The organism is Pandoraea sp. LA3 (assembly GCF_022696215.1).
GTDB classification, from domain to species: domain Bacteria; phylum Pseudomonadota; class Gammaproteobacteria; order Burkholderiales; family Burkholderiaceae; genus Pandoraea; species Pandoraea capi.
Genome location: NZ_PTPY01000030.1, coordinates 272,021 through 289,925 on the forward strand (window position 1 = coordinate 272,021; position 17,905 = coordinate 289,925).

The 17,905-nt window shown below is 66.1% G+C and carries 17 protein-coding genes; 11 read left to right on the top strand and 6 right to left on the bottom strand.

Features of this window, described 5'->3' with window-relative positions:
- Positions 1–48: 48 nt before the first annotated feature.
- Together C5N93_RS11275 and C5N93_RS11280 are read right to left on the bottom strand one after the other, a co-directional pair.
- Positions 49–714, bottom strand: a complete 666-nt coding sequence (locus C5N93_RS11275; protein WP_242559328.1) for a cysteine dioxygenase — start codon at positions 712–714, stop codon at positions 49–51.
- Positions 711–1,982: an acyl-CoA dehydrogenase family protein gene (locus C5N93_RS11280; RefSeq protein ID WP_242559329.1), complete on the bottom strand. Its 1,272-nt coding sequence runs from the start codon at positions 1,980–1,982 to the stop codon at positions 711–713. Before C5N93_RS11280 ends, C5N93_RS11275 begins: the two co-directional genes overlap by 4 nt.
- A gap of 261 nt (positions 1,983–2,243) precedes the next feature.
- On the opposite strand from C5N93_RS11280, the gene C5N93_RS11285 reads away from it, so the two are divergent.
- The 9 genes from C5N93_RS11285 to C5N93_RS11325 all read left to right on the top strand — a co-directional run bounded on the left by C5N93_RS11285 (position 2,244) and on the right by C5N93_RS11325 (position 11,134).
- Positions 2,244–3,341 carry an LLM class flavin-dependent oxidoreductase gene (locus tag C5N93_RS11285; protein WP_242559330.1) on the top strand — a complete coding sequence of 366 codons (1,098 nt, stop codon included), beginning with the start codon at positions 2,244–2,246 and terminating at the stop codon, positions 3,339–3,341.
- A 49-nt stretch (positions 3,342–3,390) separates the two neighbouring features.
- Positions 3,391–4,290 carry a class II aldolase/adducin family protein gene (locus C5N93_RS11290; protein WP_242559331.1) on the top strand — a complete coding sequence of 300 codons (900 nt, stop codon included), beginning with the start codon at positions 3,391–3,393 and terminating at the stop codon, positions 4,288–4,290.
- Between the two features lie 81 nt (positions 4,291–4,371).
- Positions 4,372–5,424 (top strand): ABC transporter substrate-binding protein, encoded by a 1,053-nt coding sequence (locus C5N93_RS11295; protein ID WP_242559332.1) that lies wholly within the window; start codon positions 4,372–4,374, stop codon positions 5,422–5,424.
- A gap of 25 nt (positions 5,425–5,449) precedes the next feature.
- Positions 5,450–6,598, top strand: coding sequence for an ABC transporter permease subunit (locus tag C5N93_RS11300; RefSeq protein WP_242559333.1), 1,149 nt, complete (start codon positions 5,450–5,452; stop codon positions 6,596–6,598).
- Positions 6,592–7,485: an ABC transporter ATP-binding protein gene (locus C5N93_RS11305; RefSeq protein ID WP_242559334.1), complete on the top strand. Its 894-nt coding sequence runs from the start codon at positions 6,592–6,594 to the stop codon at positions 7,483–7,485. Before C5N93_RS11300 ends, C5N93_RS11305 begins: the two co-directional genes overlap by 7 nt.
- A 120-nt stretch (positions 7,486–7,605) precedes the next feature.
- On the top strand, positions 7,606–8,847 hold the full coding sequence (locus C5N93_RS11310; protein ID WP_242559335.1) for a cytochrome c: 1,242 nt from the start codon (positions 7,606–7,608) through the stop codon (positions 8,845–8,847).
- 75 nt (positions 8,848–8,922) lie between these two features.
- Positions 8,923–9,900 carry an ABC transporter substrate-binding protein gene (locus C5N93_RS11315; RefSeq protein ID WP_242559336.1) on the top strand — a complete coding sequence of 326 codons (978 nt, stop codon included), beginning with the start codon at positions 8,923–8,925 and terminating at the stop codon, positions 9,898–9,900.
- Between the two features lie 247 nt (positions 9,901–10,147).
- Positions 10,148–10,789, top strand: coding sequence for a LysE family translocator (locus C5N93_RS11320; protein ID WP_242559337.1), 642 nt, complete (start codon positions 10,148–10,150; stop codon positions 10,787–10,789).
- 102 nt (positions 10,790–10,891) lie between these two features.
- Positions 10,892–11,134: a DUF3820 family protein gene (locus C5N93_RS11325; protein WP_069343331.1), complete on the top strand. Its 243-nt coding sequence runs from the start codon at positions 10,892–10,894 to the stop codon at positions 11,132–11,134.
- A 68-nt stretch (positions 11,135–11,202) separates the two neighbouring features.
- Here C5N93_RS11325 and C5N93_RS11330 read toward each other — a convergent pair whose 3' ends face one another.
- The 3 genes from C5N93_RS11330 to C5N93_RS11340 all read right to left on the bottom strand — a co-directional run bounded on the left by C5N93_RS11330 (position 11,203) and on the right by C5N93_RS11340 (position 15,263).
- A complete protein-coding gene (locus C5N93_RS11330) occupies positions 11,203–12,774 on the bottom strand; it encodes an amidase (protein ID WP_242559338.1) in 1,572 nt (523 codons plus the stop codon).
- Positions 12,775–13,001: 227 nt separating this feature from the next.
- Positions 13,002–13,742 carry a substrate-binding domain-containing protein gene (locus C5N93_RS11335; protein WP_174981002.1) on the bottom strand — a complete coding sequence of 247 codons (741 nt, stop codon included), beginning with the start codon at positions 13,740–13,742 and terminating at the stop codon, positions 13,002–13,004.
- A 201-nt stretch (positions 13,743–13,943) separates the two neighbouring features.
- Entirely contained in the window at positions 13,944–15,263 is a 1,320-nt protein-coding gene (locus tag C5N93_RS11340; protein WP_242559339.1) for an MFS transporter, read from the bottom strand.
- A gap of 363 nt (positions 15,264–15,626) precedes the next feature.
- On the opposite strand from C5N93_RS11340, the gene C5N93_RS11345 reads away from it, so the two are divergent.
- The gene (locus C5N93_RS11345) at positions 15,627–16,595 is read left to right on the top strand and encodes a LysR family transcriptional regulator (RefSeq protein ID WP_242559340.1); all 969 of its coding nucleotides are present in this window, start codon (positions 15,627–15,629) and stop codon (positions 16,593–16,595) included.
- Between the two features lie 119 nt (positions 16,596–16,714).
- The gene (locus C5N93_RS11350) at positions 16,715–17,143 is read left to right on the top strand and encodes a hypothetical protein (RefSeq protein ID WP_069343327.1); all 429 of its coding nucleotides are present in this window, start codon (positions 16,715–16,717) and stop codon (positions 17,141–17,143) included.
- A 36-nt stretch (positions 17,144–17,179) separates the two neighbouring features.
- On the opposite strand, the gene C5N93_RS11355 is transcribed toward C5N93_RS11350, so the two are convergent.
- Positions 17,180–17,902, bottom strand: a complete 723-nt coding sequence (locus tag C5N93_RS11355) for a GntR family transcriptional regulator (protein WP_242559341.1) — start codon at positions 17,900–17,902, stop codon at positions 17,180–17,182.
- Positions 17,903–17,905 lie beyond the last annotated feature (3 nt).

Below are 17,905 nucleotides of genomic sequence, written 5' to 3' on the forward strand. Positions count from 1 at the left end.
CGACGCCTGCCGGCCGGTCAGGCCGCATCTGGCGCGTCGGGCGTTTGTCTATTGTTTGTCGGCGGGCGGCGCAGCCTTGCCCCACGGGTTCGGCAGTTGCGCGTTGGCATAGCCGGAGACGAAGCCCTTACGCTCGCCCGACTCGGTGAAGACGCTGCGGTGCACCGCCCCGATGTTCGCGCCGTAGACGTGGATGCTCACCGACACGCGGTCGTCGTAAGCATTGCTCACGCGGTGGATGTCGCCCAGACGCGGCGACAGCACCTCCACGTCGCCCGGCGTGAGCCGCACCGGCTCCCCTGCGATGACGGGCACGCCTTGCGCGTCCAGCACGTAGGGCTGCGAGTCTTCCGCCCCGCGCAACATGCCGATCAGTCCCCACACGGTGTGATCGTGAATCGGCGTGCGCTGGCCCGGCCCCCACACGAAACTCACGATGGAGAACCGTTGCGCGGAATCGCAGTGCAACAGAAATTGCTGGTAATGCTCGGGATGCGGCGTAGCGAACGCCTCGGGCAACCAGTCGTCGCGGGCGACGAGTTGCGCCAGCAGTCCGGCGCCCTCTTCGAGCAGCGTGGTTTCGTGCGGACGCCGCTCCAGCAGTCGCGAAAACGCAGCGACGAAGGTGCGCAGCGGGTCGAGCGCGTCGTAATCATGTGCGGGCAAATCGCGCGACAAGGCGATGCCATCGAGCACTTCGGTCGTACCTGTCATGCAGATTCCCGGAAAGCGGCGAGCGCCTGCCTGCCGGCAGCGCCCAGAATGGTGTCGTTTTGCGGCGTGTGGATGCGGCTGCACAGCACGTCGCGATGATAGCGCTCAAGCGGGTTGTTGCGCGAAAGCCCATGGTTGCCCGACAGTTGCAGGGCCAGTTCCAGCACCCGGATCGCGTTGCCCGTCACCGTGAACTTTAGCGCACCGCTGGCAATGTCGTCATCGGGTTCTCCCGCATCGGCTGCGTGCGCCGCAGCATCGAGCAGACGCTGATTGACGTGCAGCAGCGTTGCGATCTCCCCCACGGTCTCCTGAACACGCGGCAAGGTCGCCAGCGGCGCGCCGAGATTGCCCGGCACGCGTGTATTCAGGAACGTCACGAGCCAGTCGACACCCGCACGGGCGACGGCGTCATAGAGCGTGCCGAGCAAGACACTCATCCACGCCTGCTGCTCGATATGGGCGTCGTTGTCGCGCTGCCCGATGCCCGCCGGCGCCCACTCGGACGGCGCACGAATGTCCACCGCATTGCCGAACGGCAGATCGACGTCTTCCAGAATGACCTCATGACTGGCAGACGCCCGCAGGCCGAGGTGATCCCAGTTCTGCACCACGCGAATGCCCGGCCGATCGGGCGACGCGTCGGCACCCGCAGGACGCGGCACGAGAAACACGCCGACACGCGGTTCCGCTTCGTCCGTGCGCGCCCACACCGAGAGCCAGCGCAGCGCCGGAATGCCGGTGCAATACAGCTTGCGCCCGGACAGCCGCCAGCCGGTTTCGGTACGCCGTGCAATGGTCGACGGCAAGCCGCCACGCGCCGGCGTGCCGAGATCGGGCTCGACGCGCAACGCATTGATGAGCGCGCCGTCACGCACCGCGCTTTCGAACACCGCGCGACGCTGCGCTTCGGGCCAGCGCGTGCTGGTCCTCACGAGCGAGCGATGCTGGAGATAGGTCATCGTCAGTACGAGCGCCGTGGCCGATTCGCCGGCGGCGACAGCTCCCACGATGTGGCGCGCCGTCGCCAATCCACCGCCACCGCCGCCCTCCGCACGCGGCACGATTTCGGCGATCAGGCCATGACGATGCAGCAGCGCAAAGTTCTCGAACGGAAAACGGGCATCGCGATCGAGCGACGCCGCGCCCTCGGCCAACGCGCGCGTGATGGGCGGCAGCAGCGCGTCCAGTTGAGCCAGGCGTGCGGGGCCGTCGGCACGCGGCAGGGGCAGCACCGCCCCGGAAGGTGCGAGACCGGAAGAAGACATGATTTTGGAATAAGCAAATTCGCGTTCGGCGCCCTGTGCGCTTCACTGCGTGTCGGTATGACCGTGCCCATAGCGTAAGGCCCGGCATGGCGCGGCCCAACCATCCATATCGAATAATCTTTGCGGAAATGATTATTTAACGGCCGGAGATTGTTTGCGTAGGCTCACTCCCATTCACCGTCTGTTCCGATCGATGGGCGTGTAGCGCAAACCGACCCACGTCGCCGTGCACGCGTCCCCTGTCAAGAAATGGAGAGCGTCATGAGCGTCGAAATCATCGGCATGATTCAAAGCAGTAAGCAATCCGAAATTCATCCCAAGAGCGGTCCGGTCGTCGACCGCGACTACGTGCGCAATTTCGCGCGGGCGCACGAGCAATCGGGCTTCGACCGCATTCTCGTGCCGCATCACTCGACCAGCCCGTCGGCCACGCTCACGATTGCCTACGCGTCGGCCGTGACCGAGAACATCCACTTCATGCTCGCGCATCGTCCGGGGTTCGTCGCCCCGACGCTGGCCGCGCGTCAGATCGCCACGCTCGACCAGTTCAGCGGCGGACGTCTGGGCGTTCACTTCATCTCCGGCGGCTCCGACGAGGAACAGCAGCGCGACGGCGACTTCCTGCTGCACGACGAACGCTATGCGCGCACGGACGAGTACCTGAGCATTCTGCGTCGCATCTGGACGGAAGACACGCCGTTCGATCACGACGGCAAGTACTACCGCTTCAAGCAAGGCTTCTCCGAAGTCAAACCCGTGCAGCAACCGCACGTGCCGATTTTCTTTGGCGGCGCCTCCGAGGCTGCGCTGGAAGTCGCGGCCAGGCATGCGGACATCTATGCGCTGTGGGGCGAGTCGCTCGATCAGGTACGCGAAATCACCACGCGCGTACGCGCCGCAGCGGCGGTATATGGCCGCGTGCCGCGCTTCTCGGTGTCGTTCCGTCCGATTCTGGCCGAGACGGAAACCAAGGCCTGGGAGCGCGCCGACAAGATTCTTGCGCAGGCGAAGGCCATTCGCGAAGCCGCGGGGCTGCCGCAGGGCTCGGCACTGCAAAGCGAGGGCGCTCGCCGCCTGCTCGCCGCCGCCGACAAGGGCGCGCGTCTGGACAAGGTGCTGTGGACCGAGATCGCCAAGCTTATCGGCGGACGTTCGAACTCCACCGCGCTCGTGGGCACGCCGGAGCAGGTCGCCGACGCCCTGCTCGATTACTACGACCTTGGGGTCACGACGTTCCTCATTCGCGGCTTCGATCCGCTGGGCGACGCCATCGACTACGGACGCGAGCTGATTCCGCGCCTGCGCACGCTGGTCGCCGAGCGCGACCGTCAGCACGACGCCACGCGCCGCGCCGCCTGACGGGCCAGTCGCCCCGCCACTTCCCCACTCGACGCCAAGGAGAAACTCAATGGCTGCCGTTCTGCCCGTCGACACCCACAGCTTCGGACGTACCTCGCCCACCTCGCCGGCGCCCATCACCCCGGCCACCGTCACCACGCCGACCGGCCTTGTGCTCAACGCGGCCCCGGCGCAGCGCTTCTGGTTCGACGCGCCGCCCGTGCGCAGCGACATCGTCGCCGAGCGGCGCCATCGTCAGACACGTCTTGCCGCCGCGTTCCGCATCTTCGCGCGTCACGGCTTCGACCTCGGTCTGGCCGGCCACATCACCGCGCGCGATCCCGAGCTGACCGACCACTTCTGGGTCAATCCGCTCGGCGTGCACTTCTCGCGCATCAAGGTCTCCGACCTGCTGCTCGTGAACGCCAAGGGTGAGACCGTCGTGGGCGATCGGCCCCTCAACAAGGCGGCGTTCGCGATTCATGCGGCGATTCACGAAGCGCATCCGCATCTGGTCGCCGCTGCGCACACCCATTCGACCTATGGCAAGGCATGGTCGACGCTGGGCCGCGCACTCGATCCGCTCACGCAGGACTCGTGCGGCTTCTTCGAAGACCACGCGCTCTTCGACGACTTCACCGGCATGGTGGTCGACGACAGCGAAGGCAACCGCATCGCGCACGCACTGAACAAGCCCGACGGCAGCGGCACGGTCAAGGGCGTGATCCTCAAGAACCACGGCATTCTCACGGCGGGCCCGACGGTCGAGGCCGCTGCGTGGTGGTACATCGCGCTGGAGAACGTTGCGCACACGCAGTTGCTCGCCGAGGCCGCCGGCACGCCGCAACTGATTGATGAGGCGACGGCGCGTCACACGCACAGTCAGGTCGGTGGCCCCGAAGGCGCGCTGTATTCGTTCGAGAGCCTTTACGAGGGCCTCGTCGAAGCCGAGCCAGATCTGCTCGACTGATTTTGATCCGCTGACTTTGCACCACTGAGGTACACGCAAACTCACGTACAAACATCACAAATCAACAGGGGAGTCGTATCCATGAAGTTCCGCCACACCGACAAGACCATCGATGTCGCCACACCCGTCACACCCGCCACCGTGCACGCAGGCCGCCGCAAGGTGCTGCGCGCGGGCACGGCCGTGGCGCTCGCCGCGCCCGCGTTGCTGCTCGGGCGTCAGGCATGGTCGCAACCGAAGAAGCTCACGTTCGCGTGGAACCAGAACTCGTTCTGCCTGACGCCCATCGTTGCGGCGCAGGAGCGCGGCTTCTTCGAAAAGAACGGCTTGCAGGTCGACCTCATCAACTACAGCGGCTCGACCGATCAGTTGCTCGAATCCATCGCCACAGGCAAGGCAGACGCCGCCGTGGGCATGATTCACCGCTGGCTCAAGCCGCTGGAATCGGGTTTCGACGTGAAGATCATCGGTAGCTCGCACGGCGGCTGCGTGCGTTTGCTCGGCTCGAAGGCGGCAGGGATCACGTCGCTCGCCGCGCTCAAGGGCAAGACCGTCGGCGTGTCGGATCTGGCCGCACCGGGCAAGCACTTCTTCCAGATTCTGCTCGCGAAGAACGGCATCGACGCCGAGCGCGACATCACCTGGCGTCAGTACCCGGCCGACCTGCTCGGCGTGGCCGTGGACAAGGGCGAGATTCAGGCGATTGCCGACGGCGACCCGAACCTCTATCTGCTGGAAAAGCGCACCAACGGCGCTTACGTCGAACTGGCGACGAACCTCAGCGGCGAATACGCCCGCAAGGTGTGCTGCGTGATCGGCGCACGCGGCGATCTCGTGCGCAACGACCGGGCAGCCGCGAGCGCGCTGGCACGCTCGATCGTGCAGGCCACGGAATTCGTCAACGAGAATCCGAACGAGGCCGCGAAGATCTTCGCCAAGTACTCGCCGAAGATCAGCCCCGAGGATCTGCGCAAGCTGTACGCCACGCTCACCTATACCCACCACCCGACCGGTGCCGATCTGCGCGACGAGATCGCGTATTTCGCCGACGACTTCCGTCGTATCGGCGTGCTCAAGAAGACGACCGATCCGCAGAAACTCGCGCAGCACGTCTACGCCAATGTGCTGGGCTGACGCTGCGATTTTTGGATAAGCCACCATGAGTGCAATCCTCGACAATGCCGCACTGCGCGGCGCCTCGCCCGCCGGTGCACTGGAATTGACGGAACACACGGAAGGCTCGGCGCTGCGCGCGACGGCGTCGGCGGTGTCGACGACGTCCTCGCATCTGCCAGTATTCGACGACACCGACATCGATCAACTGTTTGCCGCGCCGCGCGCCCCGGCGCTGTGGGGCGCGGGCTTCGCGGCCGCGCTCGCCTGGGCGGCCTTCGGCTCGCTCACGCTGCGCTGGCCCAACAAGATCGTGGGGTTCGCCGACTGGGCGTTCACCGACGAGTTGGGCGTGTTCGCACTGGTCGTCGCTGCGCTGCTCGCAGTGCTGTCGGTCGCGGGGCGCGCCACACCGCCGCTGCTGCGACTGCGCGAAGCGCTGACCGGCGCGGGACCCTGGCTCGTCGCCATTCCGGTGGCGCTGTCTGCGTGGGAAATCCTCACCGCCAAGACGGGTGCACTGCCCACGCCCTTCTTCGCCCCGCCGCAAGCGCTCATCGAGGTCTACACCGAAGATTGGCGACGGCTTGGCGACAGCGCAGTGAACACACTCAAGCTGCTCGGCCTCGGCTTCGGGTTCGGCGCGATTGCCGGCTTTCTGATCGGCGTGTCGATCGGCTGGTCGCGCGCCATCGGCTATTGGGTGCATCCGGTGCTGCGCGTGCTCGGCCCGGTGCCCGCCACCGCGCTCCTGCCGCTGACCTTCTACTTCTTCCCATCGAGCTATTCCGCCGCCGCGTTCCTCATCGCACTGTCGACGGCCTTCCCGGTGGCAGTGCTCACGTGGTCCGGCGTTGCGGGCGTGAACAAGAGCTACTACGACGTAGCGCGCACGCTTGGCGCCTCGGAAGCGTTTCTGGTGCTGCGTGTGGCGATTCCTGCCGCCTTGCCGAACGTCTTCGTCGGTCTGTTCATGGGCCTCGGCGCGTCGTTCTCGGTACTCGTGACGGCCGAGATGATGGGCGTGAAGTCCGGCCTCGGCTGGTATCTCACCTGGGCACAGGGCTGGGCATCTTACGTGAACATGTACGCCGCGCTGATCGTCATGGCATTGCTCTTCTCGGGCGTCATCACGCTGCTCTTTACCGTGCGCGACCGTGCGCTCGCCTGGCAGAAAGGAACCGTCAAATGGTAAGCGCCGCCACCACTTCACCCACATTCGCCGGCGCGGATGCCGAGACGCCGCAATCCTCGGCATCGCAAACGTCGCCGGAGTCGGTTCAGTCGCCCGAAACGGGCCATCGCCCGAATGCCTCGGCCAACGACACCGGCGCACAAATCGACATCCAGGGCGTGAGTCACTGGTTCGGCTCGCGGCAGGCGCCGTTGCAGGTGCTCGATGGTGTCGACCTGCACGTCGCGCCCGGCGAGTTCGTCGCCTTGCTCGGCCCCAGCGGTTGCGGCAAGTCCACGCTGCTGCGCCTCGTTGCCGGACTGGAGACGGCCACGCGTGGCGCGATCCAGCAGGACGGCGCCGACATCACGCGACCCGATCCGTCACGCATCGTCGTGTTCCAGGACCCGACGCTTTACCCGTGGCGCACGGTGCGCGATAACGTCGCGCTCGGTCTGCAGGCGCGCGGCGTGCTCGCGAAGGAACGTCCCCGTGTCGACGCCGCGCTGGCACGCGTGGGCCTGTCCGAGTTCGCCGACGCCTTCCCGCATCAACTCTCCGGCGGCATGGCGCAACGTGTGGCGCTCGCCCGTGCACTCGTCAACGATCCGCGTCTGCTGGTGCTCGACGAGCCGCTCGGCAAGCTCGACTCGCTCACCCGGCTGGCGATGCAAAGCGAACTCGTCGATCTGTGGCAACGCGCTGGTTTCTCTGCGTTGCTCGTCACGCACGATGTCGAGGAAGCGCTGTTCCTCGCGCAACGGGTGATCGTCTTCAGTGCGCGCCCCGCGAGAATCGTGGCGGAGTTGCGCGTCGATCTGCCGTACCCGCGTCATCGCGGCGACCCTCGCATTACCGAACTGCGCCACGAAGCGCTCCGACATCTGGGGCTCGATGCCAGTTGGTAAACCTGCACGTGTCGTGGCTGTCGTGAATCGATTTACCGTGCGTCGTTCTGCGATGCGGGCGACGTCGACGCGCCCGCCGTCATCGGACTGCTGCCCGACAAAACCACTTCGGCAGCACCGATGACATCGCCGCCCTCTCATCTCTGGCTCAATGCCTTGCTTCAGGCGTTGCAGTTCGCGCAGTCCACATGGCTGAGCGCGATGTATGCGCTCGGCATTACCGACGATTCGCACGGTGCCCCGGCGTGGCCGTGGGCGTCGCGCATCGCCGGTGAAAACCTCATCATCGACGTCTCCCTCGCCCGGCAATTCGCGTGGATGCTCGCAGCGATCGCTTTCGCGCTCCTCTGCCTGACGATCGCCCTGTGCTGGCGGCGTGCCTGGCGCTGGCTGACGGTGGCCGCCATCGGTGCACTGGTCATCGCACCCTGGCCGTCGCCATCGCTGTGGCTTGCCGCCGCCGTGCCGACGAGCTTCCACACGAGTCCGACGGGCTTCACCGTCGAGAGCATCGCGCGCGGCGCGCGGATCTACGCCTTGCAATGTGTCGCGTGTCACGGGGACGACGGGCGCGGCGAAGGGCCACTGGCCCAGACGCTCAGACGCTGGCCGCCCACGATGGCGAGCGCACTGCTGAGTCGTCGTGCTGACGGCGAACTCTTCTGGCATGTGTTGTACGGCATGCACGACGATCAGGGCGTGACGATGCCCGGCTTCGTCGGGCGGCTGAGCGACCGCGAAGTCTGGGCTGCGCTCGATTACATGCGCGTGCTCTCCGCGTCGGGGGGTATGGCGGCGGGCGGCAGTTGGCCGGTGCCGATCGCCATACCGTCCGTTGCCGTGAAATGCGCCAATGGCGCGGACACGCCCGTCGCCGCGTGGCGCGGCCGTCAGCGCGTGCGTGTCGTTGCCGTGGACGCCGCGCATCCCGCACCGTTCGAAGATCCGCGCTTTCTCACGCTGCTGATCCGCACCGCAGATTCGTCGACGGCATCGACAACATCGACCGCATCAACCGTACGTGCCGTTCGCACGGCGGCGTCGCCACGGACACCCGCCAATGTCACACCGCTGTTCGGCGCGCGCGCGGACTGCATTGCCGATTCGCCGGAGGCATGGCAGGTCTTCGCGCAGATCGCCGGGGCGTCGCCTTCGACGCTCGCCGGTACCGAATGGCTGGCGGACCGCGACGGCTGGCTGCGCGCGCTCGCTCCGGCCGGGCGTCGCGGCTGGGCGGACGGCGGTCTCATGTGCACGACGACGACCGCCCTGGCGACCACCACCGGCGACCCACTGACCGCCACGCTGCGTCAGATGGACGACGATCCCGTGCGCTTCGTCAAAGGCGGGTTCGTGCATTAGCGCCGCCGTGCGCTCACCGTTGCCAACCTTTACAACACGTTCTTACGCTTTAGCTATCCACGACAGGCTTTCCTCATGACGATCTCCCGACGCCGATTCTTGCAGTACCTCACCACGACGAGCGCCGCAGGCACCGTAACTACAATGGCCTCGCTGGCCGCCCCCGGTCTCGCCTTCGCGCAATCCGGCCGCCCGGTACTCAAGGCAGGCGACCAGAAAGGCGGTCTGCGCGCGCTGCTCGAAGCCGCCGACGAGTTGAAGCAACTGCCCTACGACATCCAGTGGACGGAATTCCCCGCCGCCGCGCCGCTCGCCGAAGCACTCAATGCGGGCGCCGTCGACTGTGGCCCGATCGGCGACGCGCCGGTGATCTTCGCGCTCTCCGCCGGTGCCGCGATCAAGATCATCGGCGCCAACCGCTCGGACGCCTTTGGGACCGCCGTGCTGGTGCGCCCCGATTCGACGCTGCGCACGGCCGCCGACCTCAAGGGCAAGAACATCGGCACGACGCGCGGCTCCATCGGGCACTTCGTCACGCTCAAGGCGATCACGGCCGCGGGCCTCTCGCCGAGCGACGTCAACTTCCGCTTCCTGCCGCCGGCCGACACCGTCACGGCGCTGGCGAGCGGTTCGGTCGACGCGTGGGCCACCTGGGAGCCGTACACGGCCGTGGCCGAGACCACCGGACGCGCCCGCGTGCTCGTGAACGGCCGGGGGCTCTGGTCGGGCCTGAGCTATCTGGCGGCCACCGACGCGGCGATTGCGGCGAAACAGGAAGTGTTGCGCGACTTCCTCGCCCGGGTCGTGCGCGCGCAGGTCTGGTCGTATCAGCACGTCGACGCGTTCTCCGCCGCGATGGCGCGCATCATCGGCATTCCGCCCGAGGCCGCGAAGCTCCAGTTCTCGAGACGCGCCACGAAATGGCGCAACATCGACGACACGCTCGTCGCCGAACAGCAACGCACGGCCGACTTCTACTCGCAGGTCGGGCTGCTGCGTCAGCCGCTCGATGTTCGGCCGACGTTCGACAAACGCTTTCCGATCAAGGTCTGAACACGCACGGCGATCGGTGCCATGACGAAGCGCCCCGGCCCATCGGCCCCATCCGGCGGTTCGACGATGGCGAACGGGGGATCGGAGGATGAGCCGACGCCCCGTGCGGCGTCCCCGGCGTCCAACTGGCTTGGCGGGAATTCGCCGAAGTGTCTATGGCACGCGCCGTGGCGTGCCCCGACACTTGGACATTGCCCGCTGTGCCGTGTGCGGGCTCGACATCCCTCTGGGTTCGCCGGAATTCGTCATGACTGCCAACGCCGCACTCTCCACGCATTTGCTGATCGCCTTCACGGCGTACTTCGTCAACGCCGCCAGCCCGGGGCCGAGCAATCTGGCGATCATGTCGATTGCGGCCAATCACGGACGTCGCCCGGCGCTCTCCTTCGCACTCGGTGTCATGTCCGGCTCGCTGTTCTGGGCGATGGTCGCGATGCTGGGCATCTCCGCGACGTTGCTCGCCTATGCGCAGTTCCTCGTGGCCATCAAGATTTTCGGCGGCGCCTACCTGCTGTGGCTCGCGTTCAAGTCGGGGCGTGCGGCACTGCGTCCCTCGCCATCGACCACCTTCGTCCCCATGGATGCCGACGGCAAGCCCTCGCTCAAACGTCTTTATGCGCGCGGCACCCTGCTCCATCTGACTAATCCGAAGGCCGTGCTGGGATGGATGTCGGTCGTCGCACTGTCATCCGCACCGGACGGCACGATGCCTGTGGCCGTCGTGCCCGGCTGCGCCGCGCTCGGGCTCACGATTTTCTGCGGGTATGCCTTGCTGTTCTCCACGCGTGCGGCGCGGCAGATCTACCTTCGGATCCGCCGCTGGCTCGACGGCTGTCTCGCAGTCGTGTTCGGTGCGGCGGGCTGGCAACTGCTGACGTCGCGCCTCTGATCGGCATACACAGGGGACGCTAAAGGGCGCGACGCACGACCGCCTGTGGTAGCGTGTTGCCTTCCCTTCGATCTGCGCGCCACGCGCGCGCCCGCACCATCCATGCTGGATTTCGACGCCGACGCCCTGATGCGTCTCGTAACCACGCCCATGCCGTACGGCAAGCACAAGGGCACGATGATCGCCGACCTGCCGGGCAACTATCTGAGCTGGTTCGCCCGCGAAGGCTTCCCGTCAGGCGAGATCGGCCGTCTGCTTGCGCTCATGCACGAGATCGATCACAACGCGCTCGGTGAATTGCTCAAACCGTTGCGTGCACACGCACAGGGCGCGCGGCCGAAGTAACCGACACGCCGCGTGCATTCAATGCAATTTAGTGAGATATCGTTCGACTCGATAAACGGCAGATGACGTCAGACGCCCGTGAGCATCGACGGCAAACGACGTTGCACCCACTGCGTCTGCTTCTCGTGCGCATGCGCCAGTTGCAGCACCGCGAGGTCGGCCTGCGCCGGGCCGATGATCTGCAAACCCATCGGCAAGCCGCGCGCGTCGAACCCGACCGGCACGCTGATGGCCGGCAGCCCTGCCAGCGTCGGCCCGATCACGACTTCCATCCAGCGGTGATAGGTGTCCATCGACTTACCCGCCACCGACGTCGGCCAATGCAGGTCAGCGTCAAACGGGAAGACCTGCGCCGACGGCAACAGCAGGAAGTCGTAACGCTCGAACAGACGCGCCAGCGAGCGGTACCACTCGCTGCGGTCGATGGACGCACGAAACACGTCGGCCGCGCGCAGGGTCTCGCCCCCCGCCGCCTCCCACTGCGCCTCTGGCTTGAGCCTGTCGCGCCGTGCCGGGTCGGCGTACATCTCGCCGAGCGAGCCATTCACCATCCAGTGACGCAGCGTCAGCCACGTCTGCCAGAGGCGATCCGGGGCGAAATCGGGCGCGCAGGCTTCGACCTCGCACCCCATTGCCGCGAAGTCCTTTAGCGACGCCTCGCACAGCGCCATCACGCCGTCTTCCATCGGCAGATGGCCGCCGTAGTCGCCCAGCCAGCCGAGCTTCAATCCCCGCAATTCCTTGATGTCGCGTTGCAGGCTGCCTGCGAAATGCGACGCGTCATGCGCAAGCGACAACGGACTGCGGGCATCGAAGCCCGCCTGCGTGACGAGGAGTTGCGCGACGTCCGCGACCGTGCGTCCCATCGGGCCTTCGGTGCTCAGTTGCTGCACGAAAACTTCCGGGGCCGGGCCGTACGGCACCCGGCCCTGCGACGGCCGGAAGCCATAGACGTTGCCGAACGCAGCCGGGTTGCGCAACGAGCCCATCATGTCGCTGCCATCGGCCACCGGCAGCATGCGCAGTGCCAGCGCGCTGCCCGCGCCACCGCTGCTGCCCCCGGCGACGCGCGTGGGATCGTAAGCGTTGCGGGTGGTACCGAACACGGGGTTGTAGCTATGCGAGCCGAGACCGAATTCGGAGACGTTGGTCTTGCCGATGAAGATCGCGCCGGCAGCACGGATGCGCGACACGCTGATGCTGTCCTGCGTGTCGGGGGCGTCGGACGTCAGTGGCGAGCCCTTGCGGGTCGGCAGTCCGGCGCAGGACGCCAGATCCTTTACCGCGTGCGGCATGCCGTGCATCCAGCCGAGATAGTCGCCATTGGCAAGCTGACGGTCGCGCGCGTCGGCCTCGGCGAGCAGGGCGTCGGCGTCGCGCAGCGACACGATGGCGTTCACCGACGGGTTGTGTCGTGCGATATGCGCGAGGTACGCCTGCATCACTTCGCGGCACGACACGCGCCGTTCGCGAATGGCGGCGGACAGCGCGAGCGCGTCGAGCGCGACGATGTCGTTCAGAGGGGCGTGTGAGGCGGACTGTGAAGCGGACTGTGAAGCGGACTGTGAAGCGGACCGTGAAGCGTCACGCGAAAATTCGGCGGCGTCCGAAGGCATCGGCCGGGTCGGCACTGTGGCCATGTCTCTCTCCTTGGCGGTGGCGTCGTCCGGTGCGACGCCGTTGTCTGACGCATCATTCTCTGCCAAACCTGCGGCGAATGCCGAGCAATAAATAATTATTCATACATTAACGAATATCCGCTGCGCCCGCGGCCACGACTTCTGACCTCCCAAATGCCACGCGGCCCGGGAAACCCCGAGCCGCGTGGCATGACTACCGGATCGCTGCGCCGTGAACGGCGCCCCGATCAGTGCGTCAGCGGATCCAGACCGGTGGACTCGACATCCTTGGCGGCCGACGGCGCTGCCATGTACGTGAGCAACTTCTTGCCCTCGTCCGGGTGCGGGGCCGTCACCGGCACGCCACCCGCAAAGCGCGTGACCGATTGCAGCGACTCCGGAATCTTGCCCGCGTAGGCGATGCCCTTCACCGGCAGCAGTTCGCTCACCTGTTGCAGCCCGATGGCGTAATCACCCGCAGCGACCTTCTCGGCCACCGGCGTCTTCTGCACCATCACCGCCTTGCCGCGCATTTCGTCGGCAATGCCCAGCTTCCTGAACAGTTCGCGCTCGACATACACGCCGCTGGCGCTGTCCGAGTACGCCACCGACTTCGCTGCCAGCAACGCCGCCTTGAGCTTCTCCGGCGTGCTGACGTCGGGCACCGTGTCACCCGCTTTCACCACCACGCCAATGCGCGAATCGGCGAGATCGACGCGCGAATCGGCACGCACCTTGCCCGCCTTGATGAGATCGTCGAGCGCGTAGCCGACCATGATCACGACGTCGGCCGACTCGCCGCGTGCCAGACGATTCGGAATCGCCTCGGGCGCTCGGCCCATCGACGGCCCCCACGCCGTGTCGACGTGATCGCCGCTCGCCGCTTCGAACTTCGGCAGCAGCAGCTTGTACGCCGCCGTGAAGCCGCCGGAGTTCATCACCCGCAGGTCTTCCGCTTGCGCGGCGCTCGCGCCGAACAGCGTCGCCATGACGACACCCGCACCGGCCGCGGCCAGCAAACGACGAACCGTACGCGCGCGCGTCGGAGCACCAGGAATATTCATGATGTTGTCTCTCTGAATTTTGCTTTTGATGACGCCGGAGGCAGGAAGGCATCCGGCAGGGGAAAGCGAGGAAAGCGTTGGCACGGCGCACCGCGACATGGGTGCGCCGGTTGCCGTCTATCCGGATTAGCCGGCAGCGAGTTCCGTGGGCGTGCGTCCCTGATCGCCACGACGGTTGCGATAGAGCGCCAGCGTCGCGCAAATGGCGCACAGCGCCGCGAAGCTCATCCAGTAACCGGGAGCGGCCTTGTCGCCCGTGACGTGAATCAGGTACGTCGACAGTGCCGGCGTGAAGCCGCCGAACAGCGCCGTCGCCAGACTATAGGCCAGCGAGAAGCCAGCCACGCGCACGTCCGGCGGCATGACCTCCGTCAGCGCCGGGATCATTGCGCCGTTGTACATGCCGTACAGGAACGACAGCCACAGCAGCGCGATCAGCATGCGCGTGAAGCTCGGGGCCTGCACCAGGAACGAGAGCACCGGGTAAGCCGTCACCAGCGTGAGTCCGGCGAACAGCAACAGCACCGGACGACGCCCGATACGGTCCGACAGCGACCCGCCGATCGGCAGCCAGATGAAGTTCGACACCCCCACGCACAGCGTGACGAGCAGCGCGTCGGCGCTCGACAGGTGCAGCACGCTCTTGCCGAACGTCGGCGCGTAGACGGTAATCAGGTAGAACGCCGTGGTGGTCAGCGCCACGAGCATGGTGCCGCCGATCACGACGCCGAGATTCGACGCCATCGAACGAAACACTTCCTTCACCGACGGATGACGCTTGCGTTGCTTGAACTCGTCGCTCTCTTGCAGCGAGCGGCGCAGCGCGAAGATCACCGGCACGATCATGCAGCCCACGAGGAACGGCAGACGCCAGCCCCACGATGCGATCTGCTGGGCCGTGAGCGTGAGCGACAGCGTGAAGCCGAGCGCCGCCGACACCACGATGGCAACCTGCTGGCTGGCCGATTGCCAGCTCGTGTAGAAGCCCTTGCGACCCGGCGTGGCGATTTCCGCCAGATACACGGACACGCCGCCGAGTTCGGCACCGGCCGAGAAGCCTTGCAACAGACGACCGATCAGCACCAGCACCGGCGCGGCGAGACCGATGGTCTCGTAGCCGGGCACGAACGCGATGAGGATGGTGCCGCTCGCCATGATGCCCAGCGTGGTGACCAGCCCTTTGCGACGGCCAACGTTATCGATGTACGCACCCAGCACGATGGCGCCGAGCGGGCGCATCAGGAAGCCCGCGCCGAAGACGGCAAAGGTCAGCATGAGCGAGGCGAATTCGCTGTCCGTCGGGAAGAAGACGCGGGAAATCTGGGTGGCGTAGAAACCGAACAGGAAGAAATCGAACTGCTCGAGGAAGTTACCGGCCGTGACGCGCAGGACTGCGCCGGCTTTCGATTGGCGACGCGAAACCGCGTCTTGGGGGCGCTGTGACATGCGCTGTCTCCGTGTTGCCTGCGGCCCGGGGGGTCGGACCGTCAGTATTCGTCGCACTGCGTCTCTGCCAGGGACGTGTCAGACCGTCACGGACGCTTTTTGATCAGCCGCCAATGGTGCGCCGGAAGTTCCACGCTTGTGAATTGCAATTTTTGGAACGATTGATGCGCATACGCTATCAATCGTACGATGCTAATGCACCAACCGAGCGGTAACACGTTACACTCGCGCCGCACTGGATATCGCGCCTTTGCCCACCGATCAAGGGCCTCGGCGCTTTCCGGTACCGGATGACGCTTCCCCGCGCGTTTCAGCCCCTCCGGGCATCTGCCGCTGCTTGCACGGCTTTCATCTCCTCATGTCATGGCGATCAACTTCGATCTGAACGATTTGCAGGCCTTTCGCGCGGTAGCGCAACTCGCGAGCTTTCGCCGCGCGGCCGAATCGATCCACATTTCCCAGCCGGCCCTCTCGCGTCGCATCGACAAGCTCGAAGACGCGCTGGGCGTCAAACTCTTCGAGCGCAGCACGCGACGCGTGGCGCTGACCAACGTCGGCCGGGCATTTGCCCGCGATGCCGAGCGGATTCTCGACGATCTGGACAACGCGCTGCTCGGCATTCGCGACGTGGCGTCGTCGAGCCTCGGGCACGTGACCATCGCCTGTGTGCCGTCTGCCGCGTACTACTTCATGCCGCAGGTGATCTCGCGTTATCACAAGGCGTTCCCGCGCATTCGCATCTCGGTGCTCGACGCGAGCGCCAACGAAGTGCTGGCCGCCGTGGTGAACGGCGACGCCGACTTCGGCCTGAATTTCATCGGCAGCCAGGAACCGAACATCGAGTTCAAGTTGCTGTTGCAGGAACGCTATGTCGCCGCGTGCCGACGCGATCATCCCCTTGCGGGCAAGAAGCGCGTGACGTGGCGCGAGCTTTACGAGTACGACTACATCACCGTCGGCAAGGTCTCCGGCAACCGGCTGCTGCTCGATCAGGCGCTCACGGGACTGCCGCAGCGCCCGCCGAGCATCTGCGAGACGCAGCACGTCACCACGATGATCGGGCTGGTCGAGGCGGGGCTGGGGGTGGCGGCAGTGCCGACGATGGCGATGCCCGGCGGCGACCATCCGGTGCTCACGAGCGTGCCGCTGGTCGATCCGGTGGTGACGCGCCGGGTGGGCCTCATCCACAGCAAATCGCGCCCGCTCTCACCAGCGGCCACGCAGTTGTATCGGTTCGTGGCGGAGATGAAGACGGGCTCACGCCGACGCGCAAGCGGCACAGTGGATGCCGCGGAGACCCAGGATCCGGCCGGTATCTTCGATTCGCGCTGATTGCACCTGTCGAAACACTTTGTTACCTGTCTTACGAGAAGTGAAACATTGGGTCGACGGCAGCGCGGCGAGGCGTCTTTATACTTGCGTCGCGTCAATCCGAATCTTACTCAAGACTCATGTTCAAGCGAATTTTCCCGATGGTGGCGCTGGCCACGCTGGCTGCAACCACTTCTCTGACGGCCACGGCCGGTGATATGAACAATGCCCTCGGCGGTGCGCTGGGCGGCGTGGCAGGCGCGGCGGTCGGCGGCGCGCTGGGCGGCAGCACCGGTGCGGTGCTCGGCGGTGCTGTCGGCGGTGGCGCCGGCGGCGCGATGACGTCGAACCGTCGCGAGCGCACGGGCGCGATCATCGGCGGTGCACTCGGCGGCGGTGCCGGCACGGCCGCCGGCAATGCGATGGGCGGCCGCTCAGGCGGTCTGATCGGCGCGGCAGTGGGCGGCGGCGCAGGTGCCGCGCTCGGCGGCAACATGTCGCGCTCCAGCTCGTATGACGACGATCACTATCGCGGCAAGCGTCGCGGTCATCGCAAGCACCATCATTGATGGCGCGCGGGGGTTGGCAGCCGCCGTCAACCGACTTCAGCCCCCCTCACCCTCCCGGGCCGCGTAGCGTTCGCGTGCGGCCTGCATCATGTACAGCGTGATGCGTTTGACCTCCGCCTGACTCTCCGCGATGTGCGCACCGATCATCTGCTGCGCCAGCGTCGCGTCGCCGGCGAAGATTGCCGTGAGAATCTCGCCGTGCTCCTTGTAGGTCGCGGCGATACGCGGCTTCTTGGTGAAGTCCAGTCGCCGGATGATGCGGATCTTCTCCGTGACCTCTTCGTGCATGCGGGCCATCTCCTGATTGCCGACGGCCGCCACGAGCCGCGCGTGAAACGCTTCGTCCATGGCGGCCACCGTCGCCGGGTCTTCCAGTTGCTGCTTTACCGGCACGCACCAGGTCTCGCGCAGGGCGTCCAGACGCGACGCCGCGTCTGCCGCCACGATCTTCGCGATGGCGGTCGTCTCCATCATCACCCGAATCTCGTACAGGTCCTCGAAGTACTTGAAGTCGAAGGCCCGCACCTGCCAACCGCTGCGAAAGTGCACTTCGACGTAGCCCTCGCGCTGCAACCAGAACAGCGCCTGCCTGACCGGCGTGCGGCTGACCTGCATGCGCGTGGCGATATCGCCTTCGCTGAACCGATCGCCGGGCAGCAGACGGAAATCGAAGATGTCCGTCTTCAGTTGCACGTAGATCTGCGCCGCGAGGTTGCTCGCGCTCTTGGCCACATTGGCCGGGGGAAGGTTGTCCGTCATAGA